This is a genomic window from Pseudarthrobacter sulfonivorans, assembly GCF_031454915.1.
GTDB lineage: Bacteria > Actinomycetota > Actinomycetes > Actinomycetales > Micrococcaceae > Arthrobacter > Arthrobacter sulfonivorans_C.
In genome coordinates this window covers 272,592-296,167 of record NZ_JAVDRS010000006.1, presented here as the reverse complement: position 1 = coordinate 296,167, position 23,576 = coordinate 272,592, and the positions used below count along the sequence as shown (strand labels likewise).

The 23,576-nt window shown below is 65.7% G+C and carries 18 protein-coding genes; 9 read left to right on the top strand and 9 right to left on the bottom strand.

Annotated elements, in window-relative coordinates; genetic code table 11:
* Positions 1-24: 24 nt before the first annotated feature.
* Both argJ and argC read right to left on the bottom strand, forming a co-directional pair.
* Positions 25-1,191 (bottom strand): bifunctional glutamate N-acetyltransferase/amino-acid acetyltransferase ArgJ, encoded by a 1,167-nt coding sequence (gene argJ, locus J2808_RS15265; RefSeq protein WP_309818279.1) that lies wholly within the window; start codon positions 1,189-1,191, stop codon positions 25-27.
* Positions 1,188-2,219, bottom strand: a complete 1,032-nt coding sequence (argC, locus tag J2808_RS15260; protein ID WP_309818277.1) for an N-acetyl-gamma-glutamyl-phosphate reductase — start codon at positions 2,217-2,219, stop codon at positions 1,188-1,190. Before argC ends, argJ begins: the two co-directional genes overlap by 4 nt.
* A gap of 173 nt (positions 2,220-2,392) precedes the next feature.
* On the opposite strand from argC, the gene J2808_RS15255 reads away from it, so the two are divergent.
* The 4 genes from J2808_RS15255 (at position 2,393) to J2808_RS15240 (ending at position 10,094) form a co-directional block, all read left to right on the top strand.
* Positions 2,393-3,484, top strand: coding sequence for a fatty acid desaturase family protein (locus J2808_RS15255; RefSeq protein WP_309818275.1), 1,092 nt, complete (start codon positions 2,393-2,395; stop codon positions 3,482-3,484).
* A 153-nt stretch (positions 3,485-3,637) separates the two neighbouring features.
* Complete coding sequence (locus J2808_RS15250) at positions 3,638-4,600, top strand: quinone oxidoreductase family protein (protein WP_309818273.1); 963 nt, start codon at positions 3,638-3,640, stop codon at positions 4,598-4,600.
* Between the two features lie 186 nt (positions 4,601-4,786).
* The gene (locus J2808_RS15245) at positions 4,787-8,662 is read left to right on the top strand and encodes a Pls/PosA family non-ribosomal peptide synthetase (protein WP_309818342.1); all 3,876 of its coding nucleotides are present in this window, start codon (positions 4,787-4,789) and stop codon (positions 8,660-8,662) included.
* 52 nt (positions 8,663-8,714) lie between these two features.
* Complete coding sequence (locus tag J2808_RS15240) at positions 8,715-10,094, top strand: M1 family metallopeptidase (RefSeq protein WP_309818271.1); 1,380 nt, start codon at positions 8,715-8,717, stop codon at positions 10,092-10,094.
* 56 nt (positions 10,095-10,150) lie between these two features.
* On the opposite strand, the gene J2808_RS15235 is transcribed toward J2808_RS15240, so the two are convergent.
* The 3 genes from J2808_RS15235 to pheS form a co-directional block, all read right to left on the bottom strand.
* Entirely contained in the window at positions 10,151-10,681 is a 531-nt protein-coding gene (locus J2808_RS15235) for a 4'-phosphopantetheinyl transferase family protein (protein WP_309818270.1), read from the bottom strand.
* A 234-nt stretch (positions 10,682-10,915) separates the two neighbouring features.
* Positions 10,916-13,459, bottom strand: coding sequence for a phenylalanine--tRNA ligase subunit beta (gene pheT / locus J2808_RS15230; protein WP_309818268.1), 2,544 nt, complete (start codon positions 13,457-13,459; stop codon positions 10,916-10,918).
* 2 nt (positions 13,460-13,461) lie between these two features.
* Positions 13,462-14,523, bottom strand: a complete 1,062-nt coding sequence (gene pheS / locus J2808_RS15225; RefSeq protein WP_309818266.1) for a phenylalanine--tRNA ligase subunit alpha — start codon at positions 14,521-14,523, stop codon at positions 13,462-13,464.
* Positions 14,524-14,818: 295 nt separating this feature from the next.
* Between pheS and J2808_RS15220 the strand changes: the two genes are divergently transcribed.
* Both J2808_RS15220 and J2808_RS15215 read left to right on the top strand, forming a co-directional pair.
* Positions 14,819-15,265: a hypothetical protein gene (locus J2808_RS15220; RefSeq protein WP_309818340.1), complete on the top strand. Its 447-nt coding sequence runs from the start codon at positions 14,819-14,821 to the stop codon at positions 15,263-15,265.
* Between the two features lie 2 nt (positions 15,266-15,267).
* Positions 15,268-15,912 carry an SIMPL domain-containing protein gene (locus J2808_RS15215; protein ID WP_309818265.1) on the top strand — a complete coding sequence of 215 codons (645 nt, stop codon included), beginning with the start codon at positions 15,268-15,270 and terminating at the stop codon, positions 15,910-15,912.
* A 72-nt stretch (positions 15,913-15,984) separates the two neighbouring features.
* On the opposite strand, the gene J2808_RS15210 is transcribed toward J2808_RS15215, so the two are convergent.
* The 3 genes from J2808_RS15210 to J2808_RS15200 form a co-directional block, all read right to left on the bottom strand.
* Positions 15,985-17,328: an MFS transporter gene (locus tag J2808_RS15210; RefSeq protein ID WP_309818263.1), complete on the bottom strand. Its 1,344-nt coding sequence runs from the start codon at positions 17,326-17,328 to the stop codon at positions 15,985-15,987.
* Between the two features lie 113 nt (positions 17,329-17,441).
* Positions 17,442-18,455, bottom strand: coding sequence for a PDR/VanB family oxidoreductase (locus tag J2808_RS15205; protein WP_309818261.1), 1,014 nt, complete (start codon positions 18,453-18,455; stop codon positions 17,442-17,444).
* A 29-nt stretch (positions 18,456-18,484) separates the two neighbouring features.
* Positions 18,485-19,579 (bottom strand): aromatic ring-hydroxylating dioxygenase subunit alpha, encoded by a 1,095-nt coding sequence (locus tag J2808_RS15200; RefSeq protein ID WP_309818258.1) that lies wholly within the window; start codon positions 19,577-19,579, stop codon positions 18,485-18,487.
* 163 nt (positions 19,580-19,742) lie between these two features.
* Between J2808_RS15200 and J2808_RS15195 the strand changes: the two genes are divergently transcribed.
* Together J2808_RS15195 and J2808_RS15190 are read left to right on the top strand one after the other, a co-directional pair.
* A complete protein-coding gene (locus J2808_RS15195; RefSeq protein WP_309818257.1) occupies positions 19,743-20,342 on the top strand; it encodes a PadR family transcriptional regulator in 600 nt (199 codons plus the stop codon).
* 82 nt (positions 20,343-20,424) lie between these two features.
* Positions 20,425-21,540 (top strand): Rv2578c family radical SAM protein, encoded by a 1,116-nt coding sequence (locus tag J2808_RS15190; protein ID WP_309818256.1) that lies wholly within the window; start codon positions 20,425-20,427, stop codon positions 21,538-21,540.
* 91 nt (positions 21,541-21,631) lie between these two features.
* On the opposite strand, the gene J2808_RS15185 is transcribed toward J2808_RS15190, so the two are convergent.
* Entirely contained in the window at positions 21,632-22,084 is a 453-nt protein-coding gene (locus J2808_RS15185; RefSeq protein ID WP_309818254.1) for a (deoxy)nucleoside triphosphate pyrophosphohydrolase, read from the bottom strand.
* 217 nt (positions 22,085-22,301) lie between these two features.
* Between J2808_RS15185 and J2808_RS15180 the strand changes: the two genes are divergently transcribed.
* Entirely contained in the window at positions 22,302-23,510 is a 1,209-nt protein-coding gene (locus J2808_RS15180) for an MFS transporter (RefSeq protein WP_309818252.1), read from the top strand.
* Positions 23,511-23,576 lie beyond the last annotated feature (66 nt).

Here is a 23,576-nt window from a genome sequence, read left to right as displayed (position 1 = left end):
GTCTCTCCAGGGTTGCTGGCGGATCTAGCTTGAGTAGGCGCTGTTCTCGTGGACGTAGTCGTGGGTGAGGTCGTTTGTCCAGATGGTGGCTTCGGCATCACCGGACTGCAGGTCGATCTCCACCAGGACCTCGCGGGGTTCCAGGTCCACCAGGTTGCGGTCGTCTCCGATGCTGCCGTTGCGGCAGATCTGGATGCCGTTGATGGCGACGTTCAACTGGTCCGGCTCAAACACGGCGTCAGTGGTGCCCACGGCGGACAGCACACGGCCCCAGTTGGGATCCTTGCCGAAGATGGCTGCCTTGAACAGGTTGGAACGGGCCACGGAGCGGCTGACGGTTTCGGCGTCCCGCTCGGTGGCTGCGTTGAAGGTGCGGATGGCGATGTCGTGGCTGGCACCCTCGGCATCCCCAATGAGTTTGCGCGCCAGCTCGGCGCAAACCTGGGTCAGCCCTTCGCCAAAAGCTTCGGCAGACGGGACCGCGCCGGACGCGCCCGAAGCCATCAGCACCACGGTGTCGTTCGTGGACATGCAGCCGTCCGAATCAGCCCGGTCAAAGGTGACGCGCGTGGCGTCGCGGAGGACGACGTCGAGCATTTCGGCTTCAACCTCGGCGTCGGTGGTGAGGACCACCAGCATGGTGGCCAGGCCGGGTGCCAGCATGCCGGCACCCTTGGCGATGCCGCCGATGGTGAATTCCTGGCCGTCCGCGTCAGAACCAATGAACAGCGCAGACTTCGGCACGGAGTCAGTGGTCATGATCGCGGCGGCCGCTTCCGGGCCGCCGTCCGTGCTCAGCGCCGCGGACGCGGCCTCAACGCCCGGCAGTATTTTGTCCATGGGCAGCTGCTCGCCGATCAGGCCGGTGGAGCAGACAAAAACGTCCGTGGCCGAAATGCCAAGCACCTTAGCGACCTTCTCGGCCGTGCTGTGGGTGTTCTGGAATCCCTGCGGACCGGTGCAGGCGTTGGCGCCGCCGGAGTTGAGCACCACGGCGTCCACCCGGCCATCGGAGACCACCTGGCGGGACCAGTGGACGGGGGCCGCGGCCACGCGGTTGCTGGTGAAGACGGCGGCTGCTGACTTGGACGGGCCATCGTTGACTACCAGGGCAAGGTCCGGATTGCCGGATGCCTTGAGGCCGGCGGTGACGCCGGAAGCCCGGAATCCCAAGGGGGCGGTAACGGTCACGGGGCAACTCCCTGCAGGTTGAGGCCGGCCATTTCGGGCAGGCCAAGGGCAATATTCATGGACTGCACGGCGCCGCCGGCAGTCCCCTTGGTGAGGTTATCAATGACGCACGTGACGATCACACGGCCGGTGTGTTCATCCAAGGCCAGCTGCATGGCGGCGTGGTTGGACCCAACTACGGACTTGGTGGTGGGCCACTGCCCTTCGGGGAGCAGGTGCACAAACGGTTCGTCGTCGTAGGCATCCGCCCAGGCCTGGCGGAGTTCCGCAGCAGAGGTGCCTGGCTTCACCTTGGCGGTGGCCGTGGTGAGGATGCCACGGCTCATCGGTGCGAGCGTTGGGGTGAAGGAGACAGTGACACGTTCCCCGGCGGCGTTGGAGAGTCCCTGTTCCATTTCCGGCGTGTGGCGGTGGCCGCCGCCCACTCCGTAGGGGCTCATGGAGCCCATGACCTCAGAGCCGATCAGGTTCACCTTCGCAGCCTTGCCGGCACCCGAGGTGCCGGAAGCGGAAACAATCACAACGTCGTCGGGCTGGAGTAGTCCTGCGGCGAACCCGGGTGTCAGTGCCAGGAGGGCCGACGTCGGGTAGCAGCCGGGGACGGCGATCCGGGTGGCGCCCTTGAGCGCCTCACGCTGGCCCGGGAGTTCCGGCAGGCCGTACGGCCACGTTCCGGCATGGGCGGAGCCGTAGAACTTTTCCCACGCGGCCGGATCCTCGAGGCGGTGGTCTGCGCCGGCGTCGATCACGACGGTGCCTTCGGGCAGCTGCGCCGCAATCTCGGCGGACGCGCCGTGCGGGAGCGCAAGGAACACCACGTCATGACCGGCGAGGTTTTCCACCGTGGTGTCTTCGAGGATCCGGCTGGAGAGCCCGTGCAGGTGCGGCTGCAGTTCGCCCAGGCGGGTGCCGGCATTACTGTGCGCAGTGATGGCACCGATGGTCACGTCCGGATGGCCTGCGAGCAGGCGCAGAACTTCTCCCCCGGCGTAACCGCTGGCCCCGGAGACGGCAACAGAAATAGTCATGCCCTGAATCTTACAGCAAAAGTATTCAGTGCGCCCGATATTTATGCATGAATCCTTTCTGGTCCCCGGAGCCCGCTGGACAGGCGGGCGTAAGCTGGAGTGAGGGTGATCCTGACCGCGCAGTCCGAATGTCGGCTGCAGCGTTGCCCGAAACAGTTACGAGGCCCCGCTCCATGACCACCACCTTCCCTACGTCTGAGCGCCCTAAATCGCGTGTCCGGCAACCCAACGCAGTTGTCCTGAGCTACTCGGAACTGCTGAAGACCGTCAAGGCTGAAGGCCTGTTGGAACGCCGCGTAGGTTTTTACATCACCTTGTTTTCCAGCCTTGTCCTCCTGATGACGGCGGCCTGGTTCGGCTTCGCCCTGATCGGCGACAGCTGGTTCCAGCTCCTCATCGCGGCAGCAGTGGGCGTCCTCTGCACGCAGCTGAGCTTCCTGGCCCACGAAGCGGGACACCGCCAGATCTTCGCTTCCCGCCGGGCCAACGACTGGACGGCCCGCATCCTGGCCACTTCCGTGGCAGGCATGAGCTACTCCTGGTGGGAGCAGAAGCACGGCGCCCACCACAACCACCCCAACGTCATTTCCAAGGATCCGGACATCGCCCCCGGCCCCATCGCGTTCCACACCGACGCGGTTGCCGACAGGCAGGGCCGGTTCTCGTTCCTGACCCGCAAGCAGGGCTGGTTCTTCTTCCCGCTCCTGTTCCTGGTGGGCCTGGGCCTCCAGATCGATTCAGTCAGGTTCGTCTTCCGCCGGGCCAAGGTCACGCACCGCTGGGTGGAAATCCCCATCCTGCTGGTCCGCCTCGGCGCCCTGCCCGCCCTGGCCTTTACCTTCCTGCCGCTGGGGATGGCCTTCGCCTTCATCGGCGTGCAGCTGGCCGTCTTCGGCTTCTACATGGGCGCTTCCTTTGCGCCGAACCACAAGGGAATGCCGGTCCTGCCCGCGGACAGCCGGGTGGACTTCTTCAGCCGCCAGGTCCTGACCTCACGGAACATCTCCGGCGGCCGCTTCATGGACATCCTGCTCGGCGGCCTGAACCGCCAGGCTGAGCACCACCTCTTCCCGGACATGGCGCGGCCCCAGCTGGATAAGGCCGCCAGGATCGTCCGCGAGTACTGCAAGAAGCACCAGGTTCCGTACACGGAAACCACGCTCCTCCAGTCCTACGGCATCATCGTCCGCTACCTCAACAACGTAGGCCTCTCCGCCGGACGCCACTTCGAGTGCCCCATGGCCACGGTCACCCGGCGCTACTAGCACCGTCAGTGCGCGCAGATTCACCGCGCGACTCCCGTATGTCTTGAAGCGACGGCCGGCTACCGGCCGTCGCTTCGTCGTCGGTAGCCGGCATCCATAGGATGGTCAGAGAAACCGGCCCGGGAAATCCCCGCACCGGAGAGGAGACCTTTTATGCATGCCATCGTTGCCCGCCAGTCCGGAGGACCGGAAGTCCTCGAGTCCGCGGAAGTGGAGCGCCCGACGCCGGGCCCCGGCCAGTTGCTGGTCAAGGTGGCGGCCACGGGCATCAATTTCATTGAGACCTACCAGCGCGGCGGCATGTACAAGGTTGCCTTCCCCTTCACGCCGGGTTCGGAAGCAGCAGGCACTGTCGAGGAAGTCGGCGAGGGCGTCGAAGGCTTCACCGTCGGCAGCCGCATTGCAACCGCCGAAGGCCGGGAATGCTACGCGGAGTACACCGTCCTGGACGCGGACAAAGCGCTACCTGTCCCCGACGGTGTGGACCTCCTCACGGCCGCGGCACTGCCCCTGCAGGGCATGACCGCCCACTACCTCATCAATTCCTCCTTCAAAGTGGAACCCGGCCAGACGGTACTGGTCCACGCCGGTGCCGGCGGCGTCGGACTGCTCATCACCCAGCTCCTGAAGGCACGCGGCGCCCGGGTCATCACCACCGTGTCCTCCGACGAAAAGGAAGAACTGGCGCGCGCGGCCGGAGCGGACGAGGTGCTCCGCTACGACGGTTTCGCGGATGCCGTACGCCAGCTCACCAACGGCGTGGGCGTCGACGTGGTGTACGACGGCGTGGGGAAAGACACGTTCGACGGCTCGCTGGCCAGCCTGCGTACCCGGGGCTTCCTTGTCCTGTTCGGAGCGGCCTCCGGCGCAGTGCCGCCGGTGGATCCCCAGCGGCTCAACGCCGGTGGTTCACTCTCGCTGACACGGCCCAAGCTGGCAGACTTCCTTGGGAATCCTCAGGAACGGGTGTGGCGGTCCAGCGAAATTTTCGGCGCCGTAGAGGACGGAAGCCTGAACGTGCGGATCGGCGCCAGCTATCCGCTGGCCGACGCCCGGCGCGCGCATGAGGACCTTGAAGGCCGGCGGACCACAGGTAAGGTCCTGCTGGTTCCCTGAGATCAGCAAGGGTCCAGGTGAACGGAATGTGAACCTTCAACCAATGAAGGACACCTTCCGTTCACCTTGGGCGGGCACAATCTGACGGTGAGTGAGCATTTGTCGAACGTCGTAGCATCCCTGCCTGAAGACTTCTACCGCCCCCAGCTGGCCGGTCTGCCACTGGCCCCGCCCGAGCGGACCCTGATGGCCATTCTGGAGGACTCGGCGACCCTTTTTCCTGAGGCGTCGGCGCTCGACGACGGCCGGCGGTCCTTGAGCTACGCCGACCTGATGGTTGCCGTGCGGGCCAAGGGACGTGAGCTGCAGGCGGCAGGCCTCGGCGCAGGCGACCGGATCGGCGTCCGCATTCCGTCCGGAACCAACGAGCTCTACATCTCGATCCTGGCTATTCTCCACATCGGGGCCGCCTACGTTCCTGTCGACGCGGACGATCCCGAGGAACGTGCCCGGCTGGTCTTCGGTGAGGCACGGGTCGCGGCAGTCCTCACCGGCGGGGACGCAGTCACATTTCCGGAGCCCAGGGACTCCGCAGACCCCAGTGCAGCCGGGAGCACTGAAGCCGCACGCCGTCCTGCCGGACCCAACGATGACGCGTGGATCATTTTTACCTCCGGGTCCACCGGCACGCCCAAGGGGGTAGCGGTCCAGCACCGTTCCGCCGCTGCTTTCGTTGACGCCGAGGCCAGGATCTTCCTCCAGGAGGAACCCCTCGGCCCGCAGGACAGGGTGCTGGCCGGGCTCTCCGTTGCCTTTGATGCCTCCTGCGAAGAGATGTGGCTGGCCTGGCGCCATGGCTCCTGCCTGGTCCCTGCCCCGCGCGCCCTGGTCCGGACGGGCACGGACCTCGGCCCTTGGCTCATCAACCACGGCATCACCGCCGTGTCCACAGTCCCTACCCTCGCGGCCCTGTGGCCGGCGGAATCCCTTGAGAACGTCCGGCTGCTGATCTTCGGTGGTGAGGCCTGCCCGCCTGAACTCGCTGAGCGCCTTGCCGTCCCGGGCCGTGAAGTCTGGAACACCTACGGCCCCACGGAGGCCACGGTGGTGGCCTGCGCCGCTCCCCTGGGCGGTCCGGGTCCGGTCCGGATCGGCCTGCCGCTGGACGGTTGGGACCTGGCCGTAGTGGACACGGACGGACTGCCGGTCGGCGAAGGCGAAATCGGCGAGCTGATCATCGGCGGTGTGGGTCTGGCCCGCTACCTGGACGCGGACAAGGACCGTGAGAAGTACGCGCCGATGCCGAGCTTCGGCTGGGAGCGCGCCTACCGGTCCGGCGACCTGGTCCGCTTCGAAGCCGAAGGCCTGATCTTTATGGGCCGCGCTGATGAGCAGGTCAAACTGGGCGGACGCCGGATCGAACTGGGTGAAATTGACGCTGCCCTGCAGGCCCTCCCCCACGTCGCCGGAGCTGCCGCGGCCGTCAAGACAACCGCGGCCGGCAACCAGATCCTGGTGGGCTACCTGGCCGCCGCGGATGCGGGCCTGGACCTGGTGTCCGCCCGCGAACACTTGGCGGCAAGCCTGCCCGCCCCGCTCATTCCGTTGCTGACTGTGGTGGAATCCCTGCCCACCAAAACCAGCGGCAAGGTGGACCGCCATGCCCTGCCCTGGCCTTTGACCGGTTCCGGTGCAGCAGATGCCGACGCCGCACCGCTGAACCTGCCCGAAGACGCCGCCTGGGTTGCCGGGCAGTGGGCCGCCGTCCTGGGCAGCCCGGTAACCAGCCTCGATGCCGATTTCTTCGCTTACGGCGGCGGCTCCCTGTCGGCAGCGCAGCTCGTCTCAGCCCTCAGGGTTCGGTATCCCACCATTACTGTCGCCGATATCTATGCGACGCCCAGAATCGGTGCGCTGATTGATACGGCCCGGCAGTCCCTTCCGGCTGGGGTGGCCGCCGGACCGGCGCCGGAAAGGACCGTCCGGCCCACCGCGTTCAAGTCGCAGGTTTTCCAGACGCTGATGGGCATTCCCCTGCACATCCTGGTGGGGATGCGCTGGTTGACCTACCTGATGGCGGCCAATAACCTGCTGTCCGCATTCGCGGGCTTCAGCGCTGCCCCCACCGTGTCCTGGTGGTGGGTGGCCGCGTCCTGGCTTGTGTTTGTCTCCCCTGCCGGCCGTATGCTGATCTCCATCGCCGCGGCCCGGATCCTGCTCCGCAACGTGGTGCCGGGCACGTACCCGCGGTCCGGACGGGTACACCTGCGCCTGTGGCTGGCGGAACAGATCCAGGACCTGGCCGGCGCCATCAGCCTGGCCAGCGCCCCGTGGGTTCCGTATTACGCCCGGGCCTTGGGCGCGAAGATTGGCAACAACGTCCAACTGCACTCGCTGCCGCCGGTCACCGGGCTGCTCTCCCTCGGCAGCGGCTCCAACGTGGAGCCTGAGGTTGATCTTTCCGGTTGGTGGATTGACGGTGACATTGTCCACATCGGTGCCGTCCGCATCGGTGCCGGTGCCAGCGTCGGGGCGCGCAGCACGCTCATGCCGGGCGCCTCGATCGGCGCCGGAGCCCAGGTGGAACCGGGCTCTGCCGTGCTTGGCAAGGTGAAGGCCGGCCACCACGTTGCCGGTTCCCCCGCCCAACGCCGGGGCAAAGCCAAGCACTCCTTGCCGGAGACGCCTGTAGAACACCGGCTCATTGGCAGGCTCTGGTTCACCGGGTTCGCCCTCGCTTCAGGCACGCTGGCGCTCATCCCCTATGTCTCCGCCGCGGCCGCCGCGCTGGTGGCCTTCGCCTTCATCCGGGGCAGCGAATCGCTGTTTGCTGCCGTGCCCCAGCTCCTGCTCGCGCTGGCGCCCGCGGCCCTGGTCTGGTTCGTGGTCAACCTGCTGCTGATCCTTGTCACCACCCGGCTGCTCGGCATTGGCCTGAAGGAGGGCTACTACCGCGTCCGCAGCCGGATCGGCTGGCAGGTCTGGGCCACCGAACGGGTGCTGGACCTGGCCCGCGACCTGCTCTTCCCTGTCTACGCCAGCCTTTTCACACCGGTCTGGCTCCGCCTGCTCGGGGCAAAGATCGGCAAAAACGTCGAGGCCTCCACCGTCCTGCTGATCCCTAAGATGACCACCGTGGGCGAGGGCGCCTTCCTGGCGGACGACACCATGGTGGCGTCCTACGAGCTCGACGGCGGGTGGCTGCGGATTGCGCCGGCCAAGATCGGCAAGCGCTCCTTCCTCGGCAACTCAGGCATGACCGCGGCCGGCAGGAGCGTGCCCAAGAATTCGCTTGTCGCCGTCCTGTCCGCCACGCCGGCGAAAGCCAAGTCCGGCACATCCTGGCTGGGCAGCCCGCCCGTGCGGCTCCGCCGCACGGCCATCGCCTCGGACGACACCCGCACGTATGAGCCCCCGCTGCGGCTCAAGTTTGCCCGCTGCCTCTGGGAGCTGGGCCGTTTCGTCCCGGTGGTGACCACGGTAGCCATCGCCGCCGGGGTAATGCTCGCCTTTGACTGGCTGGCGGCCGCCTACAACTACGGGATTGCTGCCGCGGCGGGCGGAGTGGTCATGCTCGTGGCCGGCGCGGTGGCAGCGGCCAGCGCCGTCGTCGCTAAATGGGTCCTGGTGGGGCGGATCCGTGAAGGCGAGCACCCGCTGTGGAGTTCCTTTATCTGGCGCAACGAGGTGGTGGACACCTTCATCGAAATGGTCAGCGCCCCCTGGTTCGCACGCGCCGCAACGGGAACGCCCGCATTGGTCTGGTGGCTCCGGACGCTCGGCGCAAAAATCGGCCGCGGCACCTGGTGCGAAAGCTACTGGCTCCCGGAAGCGGACCTCGTAACCCTCGGCCGGAATTCCACGGTCAACCGTGGCTGCGTAGTCCAAACGCACCTCTTCCATGACCGGGTGATGAGCCTGGACACTGTTACCCTCGAAGACGGAGCAACCATGGGACCCCACGGCGTGATCCTTCCCCAGGCAAGCATCGGCAACGGTGGAACGGTAGGACCGGCATCGCTGGTAATGCGCGGCGAATCCGTGCCTGCCGCGACGTACTGGATGGGCAACCCGGTGAGCCCCTGGAGCGGCCCCGTTTCGTCCGTCCCCAAACCAAGGTAGCCCCGCAGCACCAGTTATCACTGCCGTCCCAGTTGATCGGAAAGACTGTCCTATGAGTTCCCCCGCACCGAGCCCCACGGCCTCAAGTACCGGCCCGGCACGCACCTCGGAGCAAAGTGCTACGGCGCCTGACCCATATATGCCAGGCCACGGCACCAACGCCTATTGTGTGAACCGCTACGAACTGGACCTCGACTACAAGCTCAGCAGCAACCGCCTGAGCGGGCGCGCGGTCCTGCATGCTGTCACCCAGTACGCAACGGCCGCCCTGGTGCTGGACCTGGCCGGGCTGCGGGCCACCAAGATCCAGCTCAGCGGCCGCCGTGTGCGCAAGTACAGCCAGCGCGCGGGGCAGCTGGTCATTGTGCCCGAGGCCGCCTTGCCTGCGGGTGAAGTCTTTACCCTCGACATCCGATACGAGGGCAACCCTGCCCCCCGCCGCGGCTTCTGGGGCGAGGTGGGCTGGGAGGAACTCACCGACGGTGTCCTGGTGGCCGGCCAGCCCAACGGCGCGGCGTCCTGGTTCCCCTGCAACGACCACCCAGGTGACAAGGCCAGCTACCGCATCAGTGTGACAACGGATGCCAATTACCGGGCCGTCTGCAACGGTGCGTTGGTCTCCCACAGCAGCAGGGCCAGCCGTGAGACCTGGATCTACGAGCAGCCGGAGCCCATGGCCACGTACCTCGCGACGGTCCAGATCGGCCGGTACGAGCTCCTCAGCCTGACTCCCCCGCACGCCGAGGGGCAGGTCCCGCAGTTTGCCGCCGTCCCGGCGTTGATGGCCGACTCTGCCCGCGAAGGGCTGGCCCGGCAGCCGGAAATGATGCGCACTTTCGCAAGCTGCTTCGGACCCTATCCCTTCCCGGAATACACAGTGGTGGTCACTGAGGACGAGCTGGAAATACCGCTTGAGGCGCAGACGCTATCCATCCTGGGCCGGAACCACCTGACGCCGGAGTGGGAGTCCCAGCGGCTCATCGCCCACGAGCTCGCCCACCAGTGGTTCGGCAACTCCCTCACGGCCGCATCGTGGGCGGATATCTGGCTCCACGAAGGCTTCGCCTGCTACGCGGAATGGATCTGGTCGGAGGAAGCGGGAGTCCTGCCGTTAGCTGACAGGGCCGCCGCGGCCTGGCGGAAGCTGGCGTCCGGCAACCAGGACATCATTGTGGGTGATCCGGGTCCGGAGCTGATGTTTGATGACCGCGTCTACAAACGCGGAGCCCTGGCCCTGCACGCCCTGCGTATCCGGTGCGGCGACCTCGCATTTTTTGCGCTGCTGCACGACTGGACCAGCGCCAACCGGCATGGCTCGGTGTCCACCGCCGCCTTTATCCATGCTGCGGACCGTGCCACCGGCCTGGACACCGAAGCACTGCTGCATCCGTGGCTCCACGAGGCGGGCCTTCCGCCGCTGCCTGCGCGCTGACGGACCCTGCGCTGACAGAGTCCGCGCTGACAGGCTCTGCGCTGAGAGCCGCGGGGCTAAGAGCCCGCAGCTGAAAGCGCGACGGCGGCGCGGAAGTTCCGCGGCAGGCCCGCCTCGCCTGCCGCCAGGTCACGGATTTCCTGATGAAGAAGGACATTCAGGGTGTCGGGGGCTCTGGTGAGGCCTTCGCCGGTCATCTTGAGCCAGGCTTCCTTGCGCGTCCACAGGCGCGCCCGTTCCTGCAGCAAGGCCTGCCCGGACAGTCCGGCGAGGGCCGCACGCTCTGCCGCGCTCAGGGCTAAGGCGTCGAACCCGTCAAAATCCAGACGGGCCGGGTCCTCCAGGTCCACGCCGATCGTCAGGCCGGCAGGTGGCGCCACCACGGCACCGAGCAGGATCCAGCCGGAACTCCGGGCCAGGCTCAGCGCCAGCGGCACCGGCCTCCCCCGCAAGGTGTACCCCGGCCTGCCGTGGGATAGCCCGGGGCCGGAGCCGCACCGGGGACAGCTGAAGTGTGCGGTGAGATCCGACGCCTGGACGTCGAGCAGTTCTGCGGCCAACGTTCGCAGGGCCAGTCGGCCAGCCACGAAAGTGGCCCGGGGGCCGGGCGCCAAGGCAGTTGCCCGCTCCAGCTCTGCAGGGCCCAGCAGTTCCCGCCAGCCACCCGCCGTCGAGCCCTGCCCGTGTCTTTGCGGCGCCGACCCTTCGGATGCTGGCCCGTCAGGAACACGCCCAGACAGTTCCTGCCCTCCAGGCTCACCGGGAGGGCAGGAACGCAGGACCGGAACTGGTGCCGCCGGCCCCGCCACGGAAATCAGCGCTTAGCGCTGGACGGCGCCGAAGCGCTCGGCAGCCAGGGCCACGGCGCTCTCACGCGCGGCCGAAGCTTCGTCGGCCGTCAGTGTGCGGTCCGTCGCCCGGAACCGCAGGCCGAACGCCAGCGACTTCTTGCCGTCTTCGATGCCCTTACCGGCGTAAACGTCGAACAATGCCACATCCTCCAGCAGTTCGCCGGCGCCCTCGCGGAGCGCCTCAAGGACCTGGTCCGCGGGAATGTCCTGCGGCACTACGAGGGCAACGTCCTGGGTGGCCACCGGGAAGGTTGAGATGTGGCGGGCCACAATCACATCCGCAGCTGCCTCGAACAGGGCATCGGCGTTGAATTCCAGCGCCACCGAACGGGCGGGCATGTCGTGCGCGGCCAGGAGCTTCGGGTGCAGCTCGCCGGCGTAACCCACCACTTCACCGGTGCGGAGTGAGAGCTGCGCGGCACGGCCCGGATGGAACGCCTGGTGCGCACCCTGGCTCACCACAACCTCCACGCCCAGCACGTCCCCGGCAAGCCGGGCGATGTCCAGCGCGTCGGACCAGTCCCACAGGCGCGGCGTGTGGCTGGCGGCCGCCGGTGAATCGTGGCCCGTCAGGACAGCGGCGACGTACAGCGGCTGGTCCGGGACGCCGTCGTACAGTGCATCCAGTACTTCGTCGGCGGGCTTGACGCCCAGCGGCGGGATGGAAGGCGTTCCAACGGTGTCACCGGGCAGGAAGACGAGTCCTGACTCAAAGAGCGCCAGGTCACGGAAGCCGCGGGAGTGGTTCCGCTTGGCCACTTCGATGAGCCCGGGAAGGATGGACGTCCGAAGGTAGCCGTGTTCCTCACTGATCGGGTTGGCCAGCTTCACCGCGCTCCGGGCCGCGCCCTGCTCTGCGACGCCGAACGTGTCGTTGGCGGCCTTGGAGACGAACGGGTATGCCAGGACTTCGGTGAGCCCGGCGTCAGCCAGTGCCTGGATCAGCCGACGGCGCTGCTGCTGAACACGGGTCAGGCCACGTCCCGGAGGGGCCACCGGGAGGGTGGCGGGGATATTGTCGTAGCCCACCAGCCGCGCGATCTCCTCGGAGAGGTCTTCCTTGGTTTCCAGGTCGTTACGCCAGCTGGGGGCAGTGACGGTCCAGCCGCCGTCGTTCTTTTCCACCACGGCACCGAGGTCAACCAGCGAGGTGACAATCTGCTCCTCGGTGAAGTCGATACCGATCCGCTGGGCGGCGAAGTCCGCAGGCAAGGTGATGGCCACGGCATCCGGTGCGGTCCCGACGTCGGTCCCCGCCTGGTCAGCCACGCCACCGGCGAGCTCCACCAGCAGGTCAACCACACGCTGGGCGGCAATATCCGCCACGTGCCAGTCCACGCCCCGCTCGAAGCGCTTGGACGCCTCGGACGGCAGCTTGTGGCGGCGGCGGGAACGGCCGATGGACACCTCGTCAAAGTGGGCGGCCTCAACCAGGACGCTGGTGGTGGAATCGGACACCTCAGTGGCAGCGCCGCCCATCACGCCGGCGATCCCGATCGCGCCGGAACCGTCGGTGATGAGGAGGTCCTCGACGTCGAGCGCGCGCTCCTTGCCGTCCAGGGTGGTGATCTTCTCCCCTGCGACGGCACGGCGTACCACAATGTCACCGGACAGTTTGTCCTGGTCATAGCAGTGCGTGGGCTGGCCCAGCTCGAGCATGACGTAGTTCGAAATGTCCACCGGCAGCGAGATGGAGCGGATCCCGGCCAGCCGCAGCCTGGAGGTCATCCACGGCGGGGTGGGCCTGGTGGCATCCACGCCGCGGACGGTGCGGGCCACAAAACGGTCGCAGCCGGGCTTGCCATAGATGGGCGCGTCGTCGTTGAGCTTCACGCCGTAGCCGCCGGAGAGCTCAGCCGGGGCCTGCACCTTGGACGCCGGATCGGTGAACGACGTTCCGGTGGCATGCGCGTATTCGCGGGCGACGCCGCGGATGGAGAAGGCGTAGCCGCGGTCCGGGGTCACATTGATTTCCGCTGCCTCGTCGTAGAGACCAAGCAGGTCCATGGCATCCGTGCCGATTTCCGGGTCCAGCCCGATCCGGGACAGGACGAGGATGCCGTCATGGTCCTCGCCGATGCCCAGCTCACGGACGGAGGCGATCATGCCGGCGGACAGGTGCCCGTAGGTCTTCCGGGCAGAGATGCGGAAGTCGCCCGGCAGGACAGCGCCGGGCAGGGTGACCACCACTTTGTCGCCCTCCACGAAGTTGTGGGCGCCGCATATGATCCCCTGCACGCCGGAGGGGTCGATGCCCTCGCCGGTGAGGGTCTGCGCCTGGCCTTCGGGGACAACGCGGACCTGGCACCAGTTGATGGTCTTGCCGTTGGTCTGCGGTTCTTTGACGATGCTCAGGACCTGGCCCACCACAACCGGGCCCCGCAGGGCGTCCGTGGGGCGGTGGACGTCTTCTTCTTCAAAACCGACCTTGACCAGCTCGGCCATCACGTCTTCGGCCGTTGCTCCGGCCGGTACTGCTGCGAATTCACGCAGCCAAGAAAGTGGGATACGCACTGTTAGATCTCCATCCCGAAGTGCTCGCTGAAACGTACGTCGCCTTCGATCATGTCGCGCATGTCGCCTACCTCGTTGCGGAACATGAGGGTGCGTTCGATGCCCATGCCAAAGGCGAAACCTGAATAGATGTCCGGGTCGATGCCCGCGGCGCGGAGCACGTTGGGGTTGACCATGCCGCAGCCGCCCCATTCGATCCAGCGCGGGCCGCCCTTGGCACCGGGGTGCCAGATGTCCAGTTCTGCGGACGGCTCGGTGAAGGGGAAGTAGTTGGGGCGCAGCCGGATCTGGGCTTCGTCGCCGAACATCTGCCGGGCGAAGTGCTCCAGCGTGCCGCGGAGGTCCGCCATGCTCAGGTGCTTGTCGATGGCCAGGCCCTCGAACTGGTGGAACACGGGCGTGTGGGTGGCATCGAGCTCGTCGGTGCGGAACACCTTACCGGGGCACAGCACGTAGATAGGCACTTCCCGTTCCAGCATGGAGCGGACCTGCACCGGGGAGGTGTGGGTACGCATCAGCAGGTGCGCCTCGGGCGGCTCCACGAAGAACGTGTCCTGCATTTCGCGGGCCGGGTGGTCCGGCTTGAAGTTCAGGGCGTCGAAGTTGAACCACTCGGATTCCACCTCAGGGCCTTCGGCGATTTCCCAGCCCATGCCAACAAAGATGTCCGCCACGCGGTCCTGCAGCGTGGATAGCGGGTGGCGCGCGCCTGTCCGACGACGGCGGGGCGCCGCTGTGACGTCAACGGTTTCTTCCAGCAGGATCCGGGCGTCGTTTTCGGCTTCCAGCTCGGCGGTGCGGTCCGCGAGCGCCTTGTTGACCCGGCCGCGGGAGGAACCCATGAGCTTGCCTGCTACGGCTTTTTGGTCTTTCGGCAGGCCGCCGATCTCGCGGTTGGCCAGGCTGAGCGGTGACTTCTCACCGGTATGCGCCAGTCTCACCGCCTTGAGTTCGTCAAGGGAGCCAGCGCCGGCAATGGCGGCAATGGCCTGGTCTACAGCGGCAGTGATGGCGGCTTCATCCGTAGGGTTCGGGATGGCGGCGCCCGGCAAAGTTTCAGTCATCTACTGTTCTTAGCTACGAGTCGGGGCTGCCGGTGACCGGTGCAGCCGTGCGCGGTTTCCCGGCGGCTCATCCGTCACTGGCAGGTCATTTTCGTGAATCCATGCGTGATGAATGCACTCGATGACCAGGTCAGGGCCGCTGGGAATTGCCGATTGGAAAATACCGACTGGAAAATAACGGCGGCCACTATCCTCCAGTCTAATTGAATGCTCCGGCTACCATGGCCTCATGGCAGAACGGCGGCGCCCTGGAGCAGTACGGCCATTGACGGCTGTGCCGTTGGCGGCAGCCCGGTTGACGGGGGGACAGCGGGCGCGGCAGTTCGCCAACCTCGCCAACGGCACCACCCTGCTGGGGATGGCGCTGGCACGCGCCGCCGGGACTGCCCTCAGCAAGGGGCCGCGGGGGCTCGTCATCGCTTCCGGCTACACCTGGCGCGTCCCCTTCGCGGGCGCATTCGTCCTGGGCAACGTGGTGATCTGCCGGATCAGCACTGAACAACTGACAGCCAACCAGGCCCTCCTTGGGCATGAGGAAAAGCACTGCAGCCAATATGCCTGCTGCCTGGGACTGCCTTTTCTTCCGCTGTACTTCCTGGCAGCCGGCTGGTCACAGCTCCGGACCGGCAATCCGGCCTCGGCAAATTTCTTCGAACGGCGCGCCGGACTGGCCGCCGGCGGTTACGTTGACATCAGGACACCCAAGCCGGCCCGCCGCGGCGCCGGCGGAATCGAGGTCTGACCATGGCAGGCGAATCCAGCACCAGGACCATCACCGTGACGGGAACGGGAACGGCCGAGGCGCCGCCCGACTTGCTCACTGTTTCTGTGGGCGTCGAATGCCGCCGGGCCAGCGTGGGTGCTGCCTACGCTGATGCGGGAACCACGTCCGCCGCAGTGTCCGGTGCGCTGCGGCAGCACGGCCTAGCCGACACGGATATCCGGACCTCCGGGCTTAACGTCCGGCCGGAGCTCGTCTGGCGCGACGGCGAGGGCCAGCACGTTGCCGGGTACGTGGCGTCCAGCGTACTCACCGTTCGCGTCCGACAGATGGCCTCGGCCTCCACCGTCATCGCGGCCGTGGTTGAGGCCGGCGGTGACGATGTCCGGCTGAACGGGCTGGAGCTCGGCTTCGCGGATGAATCCGCTGTGATGGCCCGGGCCCGGGAAGCTGCGTGGCAGGATGCCGCCGCTGCGGCCGAACAGTTTGCTTCCCTGGCGTCAGCCAGGCTTGGCGCGGTGGTGTCCGTTGCAGAGCAGCCTCTCCCGTCCGGGCCGATTCCTGTGGCCAGGCTCGAGCGGGCCGTGGCCACGGACGCCATCAGTGTCGAGGCGGGCCACGCGAGCCTCGGCGCGAGCGTCACCGTGGTGTGGGAGCTGCAGCCCTGATTGCCGTCCGGGACTGCACTGGCTCTCGACGCAAAGGAGCCATCGAGAGCCAATGCAGCCGGCAGATGCGGGTCAGACTCCGCTGAGTTCCTCCACTGACGCGTCCTTCGTGACTGGCTCTTTGGACCGGATCATTCCAACAGCGACGGCGCTGATAACTACTACTGCACCCACCGCAAGGTAGAGCTGCACGGCGGACCACGACGCGTCGAGGAGGGCGCCGGTAATCAGCGGGGCAATGATAGCCCCGATGCGTCCGATGCCGATGCCGATGCCCCAGCCGACGCCCGTGCTGCGGACGGACGCCGGGTAAAGGGAAGGAGCGAGTGTGTAGAGTCCGGCGATGCAGCCGTTGATCAGCACACCCACGAGTACGCCTGCGCCAAAGGCGAGCATGAGCACAGAGGCGGCGGAAATAAAGACGGCCATCATAATGGCCGAGAGTACGGTGAAGACCACAAGGACAATCTTGCTGTTCCACCTGGTGGCTACCATGCCGTACAGGACAGCTCCGAATATTCCGCCCAAGGTGAGCATCAACCCGCCGGTAATGCCTTGGCTCTCGGTCATGCCGGCGCTGACCAGGAGCCGGGGAGTCCAGCTGTTGACGAAGTAGAAGCCGAACATTGTGGTGAAGAAGGCCAACCACAGCAGCAGCGTGGAACGCCGGTTGGCGGGAGACATGAGGTCGGAGATGGGATTGGTCTTCTTCCTGGGCGAGGCAATGACGTCCTGCAGGCTCGTGAGCCCGGGGTGGCCCGTTTTGCGTGCAATTCGATTGAGGCGGTCCAGGACGTTGCGCGGCCTCTTGGTCACGAGGAAATCGACAGACTCAGGGAGTACGAACAGCAAAAGTACCAGAATGCTGAGCGTGCTGATCCCGCCAAAAACAAACACGGAACGCCAGCCGTATTGGCTCTGGAGGTAAACAGCTGCAGCGCCTCCGAGGGTTGCGCCGACGCCATAGCCAGCCGTATAGATGCCGATGCTCAGTCCGCGGCGCTGCTTGGAGGAGTATTCGCTGGCGATGACGTTGGTGCATGCCAGGATGCAGCCAACTCCCAGGCCTGTCAGAAGGCGCCAGATTCCCAGCTGCACCATGTCTGCGGCCGTGGCGGCCAGCAACATGCCTGCACCGGCTGCTCCGACGGCAGCCAGAATCATCGGCCGCCGTCCAATGATGTCGGCCATTGGGGCGAGGCAGAGGGATCCAATGGCCATGCCGACGAGGCCCGCGCTCAACAAGACCCCCAGTTCCGAGCCGGTAAGGCCGAATTCCTTGGTGACCCCGTTGGCCGTGAAAGCCATTGCCAGGACGTCGAAGCCGTCCAGGGCATTCAGCAGGACGCACATCCCGATGATCGACCATTGATATGGCGACATGCGGGACGTGTCGATACGTTCGCGTAGATCCATTGTGTATTCCTTGAAGAGTCAGGAGCCCCTGGCGGGAGCTAAGTCTGTTGAGGGACAGCGGAGATGTCCGCATCCCGTCTGAGTTGATGCACAGGGTGTTGACGCAGGCGTGGTCAGGACACGTCGATCGTGACGACCGCCAATGACCCGGAGGCTGCAGCGTCTACGCGGGAGCCGGTGGCAGAGGTGACGGCCCGGGAGACACAGCAGCACATTTTGCGGGCAGCATGTTGCTGGCGTTCGCTGTAGAAGACGTCGCGATGGTCAACCGCGCCCTTCACATCCAGGATGCGAACCTCACAGAGGCCGCATTCGCCCTTGCGGCAGTCGAACATCATGTCCACCCCGGCATCCTCGAGCGCCTCGAGCATGGAGCGGCCCTGCCCCACTTTCGCCTCAACTCCCAGCCGCGGGATGCGGACTACAAACTCCTCCGGGTCGTACCACCCGGAATTGCCAAACGTTTCGTACCGCAGGTTCGGCAGGTCGAGTTCCCGTTCGGCCCAAGCGCGGCGCACAGCATCCATCAGTCGGATGGGCCCGCACATGTACAGTTCTGTTTCCATGTCGAGGCCACCGACCATGGCGGTGACGTCCAGGGTGCCGCCGTCGTCATCGACGTGGATCTGCAACCGGTCCCCGTGGAGGTCCTGCAAATCCTGCAGGTAGGCCATCGCGGGTGCTGTCCGGCCGGCGTAGACCAGGGTGTAGTCCGCCTTGACATTGCGAAGCACGGCGGCCATGTGCATGATCGCTGTGATGCCGATGCCACCGGCCAGCAGGACGTAACGCCCGGCCCCGATTCGCAATGGAAAATTCTGCAGCGGTTGGGTGATGCGCAGCATGTCACCTGGCTTGAGCGTGTGCATAAAGGCGGATCCGCCCCGCGAAACGGGAGCCTTGAAGACGCTGATGGCGAGGGTGTTTCCGTCGTCGATGGATTCAACAACTGAGTAGGAGCGTTTCTCCTGCTGGCCGTTGATGGTGACCGTGACGTCGACGTGTGATCCGGGCTCCGCGTGCTTCGGCACTGACTGTGCCAGTTCGATGCGCCGGATGCCTGTGGCCACGTCGGAGACAGCCACGACTGTTGCGGACTGCCATACTTCGTTGTTGGTTGCGGCCATTTGTTTTTACCCTTGTAGTCCCTGGCCGCTCAGAGCGCCGCCGCCAGGCGGCCCTCTGCCTGGAGCATCCGCTCGATCATCCGGCGGACCCACATGCCGCCGGCGTCAATATTCAAGCTGTAGAACTCGTAGTCAGGATTGGCGTCAATGGCCTCCTGCTGAGCCTTCAGCATGGCTTCATCCTCACCGAACACACCATGGACGCCGTTGCGAAGTTGCGTGGTGAGGAGCTGGCTGTCCAGGCAATAGTTGCGCATGAAGGCCCAGAAGTAGTGGCAGGATTTCGCGGTTTCCGGACTGATCGTGTTCATGACATAACCGTTGACGCCCTGGCTGCGGTCGCCCTCCGGGGCGCCTGTGCCCGCCTTGGCAACGCCGACGTCAATGCGGATAGTCGAGGGCGCCTCAAAGCGGATGATCTGCCAGCGGTCCACCTTGCCTTCGAAGCCGGGGAACCTGTCCCGCAGGTTCTTGAGCCAGAACGGCGGCGCATCGATGTTGAGCATCCACCGCGACACAGTAACCGTCCGGTCGTCATGCGTGACCACAAATTCGGATTCGCTGAGCTCTTCCTGGCCGATGCTGGAGGCGTGAACAAATTCCTCGTGGGTAAGGTCCATCAGGTTGTCCAGGACCAGCTGGTAATTGCACGGAGCGAAAATCGTCTCACCGTCACCTGCCCAGTCCGGGCTGTCCATTTGGTGCATGTCCGGCACCAGGTCGGGGTCCGCCTTGGTCGCATCGCCCAACCAAACCCAGACAAACCGATTGCGCTCAACCACCGGGAAGGACGGGACAGTGGCGGAGGGGTTGATGCTTTCCTGCGCCGGCATGGACGCACAACGGCCCGCGGAGTTGTAAACGATGCCGTGGTACGGGCACTGGATCCCGTCCTTGCCAACGGTCTTGCCCATGGACAACGGCGCCAGGCGGTGCCAGCACGCGTCCGCCAAAGCAACGGCCTTGCCGTCCTCGGTGCGGTAGAGAGCAAGGGGGCGGTCAGCGATCCGGCGGGCCATGGGCTTCCGGGTCACCTCGTGGTCCCACGCCGCGACATACCAGGCGTTCAACGGATAGCCCAGGACCTTATTCGTGGTGGAACGAGCGGATTGGAGCACAGTCATCTTTGACCTCTTTCGGGGGGCTGGGCAGCGTAGGTAGGAAGGCTGCGTCCAAGGTGAATCAACGGTTCCTGCCGGACCAACTAACTATGTACATAGGTGGTGGCTTGGGTCACACACTATCTATAGATATAGTTAGTTGACAAGACCCCGAAAGGAATTCCTCATGAGTCTTCGCTACGCGCTTTTGGCATTGCTCACAGTCGAGCCGATGACCGGATACGACCTGGCCAAGCGGTTCGAGTCCTCCGTAGCCTTCGTCTGGCATGCGCCGGACTCGCAGATCTACCCCGAACTGCGGAAAATGGCGAAGGAGTCACTCCTCGCGGCGGAGGAAATTTCCTGGGGACCCAACGGTAAAAAGACGCGGTACCGCATCACCCCCGAAGGCAGGGCTGCTTTTCGGCAGTGGATGAACACGCCATTGGAGTACTCCCGCGAGCGCGATCCGGTCCACCTGAAGGCCGCCTACCTTGAGTGGGCCGAGCCGAGCGCGGCCAGGCAGCACATGCAGGCCCACATCGATTACCACACGATGCGGCGCGCCCAGTGGACCGAGATGATCGCAGGGTTGCGCGGTGCCACCAACGAGATGCTGAATAAGCGGCTGGCTGCAACCGCCGAGGAGGACCGCCGACGCACCCTGGAATACAAAATCTTCACCTATGAGGGCCTGATTGCCCGGGCGGAGACGGAGATCGAGTGGGGCCTCCAGGGACTCCGGCTCATCGATTCACTCTCCGCACCATCGCAACAGGGCGGCTGATTCGAACGGATCCACTAACTTTCGGCTCACCATACCGCGCCGGTCCTTGACTTAAGTTCGAACATATCTTCGAATAGAGGGCATGAGATGGGATGCACAAGCACTGCTGCAGCGGCCTGCCGACGACGCCGGAAGCGTTGCATCACCCGCGTTACTACCCCTCGCCGGTCTGGTCCGCTCCGTCACCACTCCCGAATTCGCCGGCATCACCTTCCATGAGGTCACCGCCAAATCGGTGCTCAACAAGGTGGTCGCCGGTTCACGAATGCCATTCGAATGGACAGTGAACCCCTACCGCGGCTGCAGCCACGCCTGCGTCTACTGTTTTGCCCGCAAGAGCCACACATACCTGGACTTCGACGCCGGACTCGATTTCGACAGCCAGGTGGTCGTGAAGGTCAACGCGGCCGACGTACTCCGGAAAGAGCTCGCCAAGCCGTCGTGGGGCCGGCACCAGGTGGCGCTGGGCACCAATACAGATCCGTACCAGCGGGCCGAGGGCCGCTACAAATTGATGCCGGGAATCATCACGGCGCTGGCAGACTCGGGAACACCCCTGTCCATCCTCACGAAGGGGACGCTGCTGGCGAGGGACATTCCCCTACTGAAACGCGCAGCCGCCCAGGTTCCGGTGGGCGTTGGCATCTCGATCGCCATGACGGACAAGGCACTATCCGAAGCGGTGGAGCCCGGAACCCCCGGGCCCAGGGCCAGGCTGAAGCTGGTCTCCCGCCTGCGCGACGCCGGGCTCCCCTGCGGCGTGATGGCCATGCCCATTCTGCCGTGGCTCTCCGACAGCGATGAAGCGCTCGATGCCCTCTTCGGCTCACTGGCCGCAGCTGGTGCCACGGGAGTGACGGCCGGTGCGCTCTACCTGAAGCCAGGCACACGGGAATGGTTTATGCAGTGGATCGCCAAGCACCACCCTGAGCTCGCCGGCCGCTACAGCAACCTCTACGGCACGGGATCATATGCCTCCAAGGAATACCGCACCTGGCTCGCGGCAAAAGTCCGCTACTTCAAGCAGCGGCACGGCTTCACCAGCGGCCACGGCTTCAGCCACCGCGATCTTGAGGACGATCCCCGTGCCGAAGAAGCACAGTACCCGGAGGGCATCCTGCCTGTCTCCGGGTCACCAGGCCGGGACGGCCGGCATGGCACCGAGGCACCGGCACCTCGCCAGCCAACCTTGTTCTGATCCGAAACTTCAGGGCTCGCTCAGCTGCTGGAGGCTTGGGATGCACTACTCTCGCGGCGCAACGGCCCTGGCGGCGGCGCGGCATGATGGTTCAGGAAGTGCCGGAGCGCAGTACCTGTGACCTGAGCGAGTGCAGCAGAGCCTGGACAATCGGGAAATCGGCAGGAATCCAGGAGAGACCCAGCACCGCATGATGGTCGGACAGGTCCACCCAGCGCAGTTCGTCGTGGTCCTCGAGTGGCCGCGGCACCCCATCCGTGATTTCGGCCAGCCAAACCCGCATGCTGGCCCGGTGGTTCAGCCGCCACCCGGCGGGCTCCCCTGCCGGCAACTCCGGCCCCAGCCGGACTGTGACCCCGAGTTCTTCTTTGAGTTCGCGGTGCAGCGCGGCCTCGCACTCTTCGCCGGCATCCACTTTCCCGCCGGGAAATTCCCATAGTCCGGCAAATTGCTCGGGAGCCGTCCGCCGTGCCACCAACATGCGGGCCGGGTATTCCAGCGAGTCGAGTATTGCTGCGCCAACTACCTGTATTTGTTCACTCACCGCCCCAGTCTATGAGGGCGGCCTGTCGGGCGGGGAAGCGCCGGTCTCCGGGTGGACCCGGGACTTGGTGCGGGCCCTTCGCAATGGGGGACAATGGACGGCAGGCCTTCCCCGCCGTCCGGACTGGAATACGTGCGCCCTTTTGGGGGTTCCGTACAGTGGCTCCGGCAGCCCCTCCCCCGGCACCATCCCGGCATCTTCCTTGAAAAGCAGGCACATGAGCAGCATCACCCGAACCCCCACTACTCCCACAGTGAAGACTCCCAACATCGGTGCGGCAATTTTCGCGTTGGCCATGGGCGGCGTCGGAATCGGAGTCACGGAATTCACCATGATGGGCCTGCTCAAGGAAGTGGAGCAGGGACTCAACATCAGCACGCCGGAAGCGGGGCACCTGATTTCCGCGTACGCCTTGGGAGTGGTGGTGGGCGCACCGTTGCTCGCCGCAGTGGGAGCCAAGCTGCCGCGCAAGCACCTCGCGCTCGGCCTGATGCTGTTCTTCACGCTGGCAAACCTGACCTCCTACCTTGCTCCCGACTATGGCAGCATGCTGTTTTCCCGGTTCGCGGCCGGCCTGCCGCACGGCGCGTTCTTCGGCGTCGCGGCAGTGATCGCCGCGTCCCTGGTTTCTCCCAGCCGGCGGGGGTGGGCCATCTCCATGGTGATGGCAGGCCTGTCGGTTTCCAACGTCATCGGCGTTCCAGCAGCCACTTGGGTGGGCCAGACATTCGGCTGGCGGCTCCTCTTCGTCCTCGTCGGCGGCATCGGCGTGCTGACCTTAATCCTCCTCTGGAAGTACGTTCCCTACCAGGCACCCCATCCTGACGCGAGCATCCGCCGCGAGCTCGGTGCCCTCAAACGGCTGCAGGTCTGGCTGGCCATCCTCATCGGCATCGTGGGCTTTGGCGGCTTCTTCGCGACTTACACCTACATCGCCCACACCATGACGCTGGTGGCCGGCATTCCCGCAACACTGCTGCCTATTGTGGTGGCGCTGTACGGGCTGGGCATGGTTGCCGGAACTGTGGTGGGCGGCAGGCTTGCTGACAAATCCGTCATGGGGACCCTCTACTGGGTCCTGCCCGGCATCGCTGTCGCACTGGTGGTTTACGCCGTTGCAGTGCACTGGCCGTGGTCAGCCTTCGTGATGGTCTTTGTGGTGGGAGCGTCCGGCTCCATGCTTATCCCTGCCCTGCAGACCCGCCTTTTGGACGCGTCCCCGGATGCCCCTTCCCTGGCTTCCTCGCTCAACCACGCGGCGCTCAATGTTGCCAACGCTTTGGGCGCCTTCCTGGGCGGGCTGGTCATCGCCTGGGGATGGGGCTTCGTCGCGCCCGCGCTCGTGGGGGCTGTACTGGCCATCCTGGGGCTCGCAGTGGCGGTGGCCAGCGGCCTGCTGGAACGCAAAAAACCGCTGGCCGCCTGATCCAAGGGAACGGGCAGCCAGCGGCTCACCGGGGTCAACCGGCCCGCGAAGGCAATCAGGTGGTGA

What these genes read in the sequence shown, in the direction of transcription:
- J2808_RS15195 (WP_309818257.1), top strand. Translation starts at nt 19,743, where the DNA reads ATGAGTCTTCGCTACGCGCTTTTGGCATTGCTCACAGTCGAGCCGATG.
- argC (WP_309818277.1), bottom strand. Translation starts at nt 2,219, where the DNA reads ATGACTATTTCTGTTGCCGTCTCCGGGGCCAGCGGTTACGCCGGGGGA.
- J2808_RS15215 (WP_309818265.1), top strand. Translation starts at nt 15,268, where the DNA reads ATGGCAGGCGAATCCAGCACCAGGACCATCACCGTGACGGGAACGGGA.
- J2808_RS15190 (WP_309818256.1), top strand. Translation starts at nt 20,425, where the DNA reads ATGAGATGGGATGCACAAGCACTGCTGCAGCGGCCTGCCGACGACGCC.
- pheS (WP_309818266.1), bottom strand. Translation starts at nt 14,523, where the DNA reads ATGACTGAAACTTTGCCGGGCGCCGCCATCCCGAACCCTACGGATGAA.
- J2808_RS15255 (WP_309818275.1), top strand. Translation starts at nt 2,393, where the DNA reads ATGACCACCACCTTCCCTACGTCTGAGCGCCCTAAATCGCGTGTCCGG.
- J2808_RS15200 (WP_309818258.1), bottom strand. Translation starts at nt 19,579, where the DNA reads ATGACTGTGCTCCAATCCGCTCGTTCCACCACGAATAAGGTCCTGGGC.
- J2808_RS15240 (WP_309818271.1), top strand. Translation starts at nt 8,715, where the DNA reads ATGAGTTCCCCCGCACCGAGCCCCACGGCCTCAAGTACCGGCCCGGCA.
- J2808_RS15210 (WP_309818263.1), bottom strand. Translation starts at nt 17,328, where the DNA reads ATGGATCTACGCGAACGTATCGACACGTCCCGCATGTCGCCATATCAA.
- J2808_RS15250 (WP_309818273.1), top strand. Translation starts at nt 3,638, where the DNA reads ATGCATGCCATCGTTGCCCGCCAGTCCGGAGGACCGGAAGTCCTCGAG.
- J2808_RS15180 (WP_309818252.1), top strand. Translation starts at nt 22,302, where the DNA reads ATGAGCAGCATCACCCGAACCCCCACTACTCCCACAGTGAAGACTCCC.
- J2808_RS15245 (WP_309818342.1), top strand. Translation starts at nt 4,787, where the DNA reads ATGGCCATTCTGGAGGACTCGGCGACCCTTTTTCCTGAGGCGTCGGCG.
- J2808_RS15205 (WP_309818261.1), bottom strand. Translation starts at nt 18,455, where the DNA reads ATGGCCGCAACCAACAACGAAGTATGGCAGTCCGCAACAGTCGTGGCT.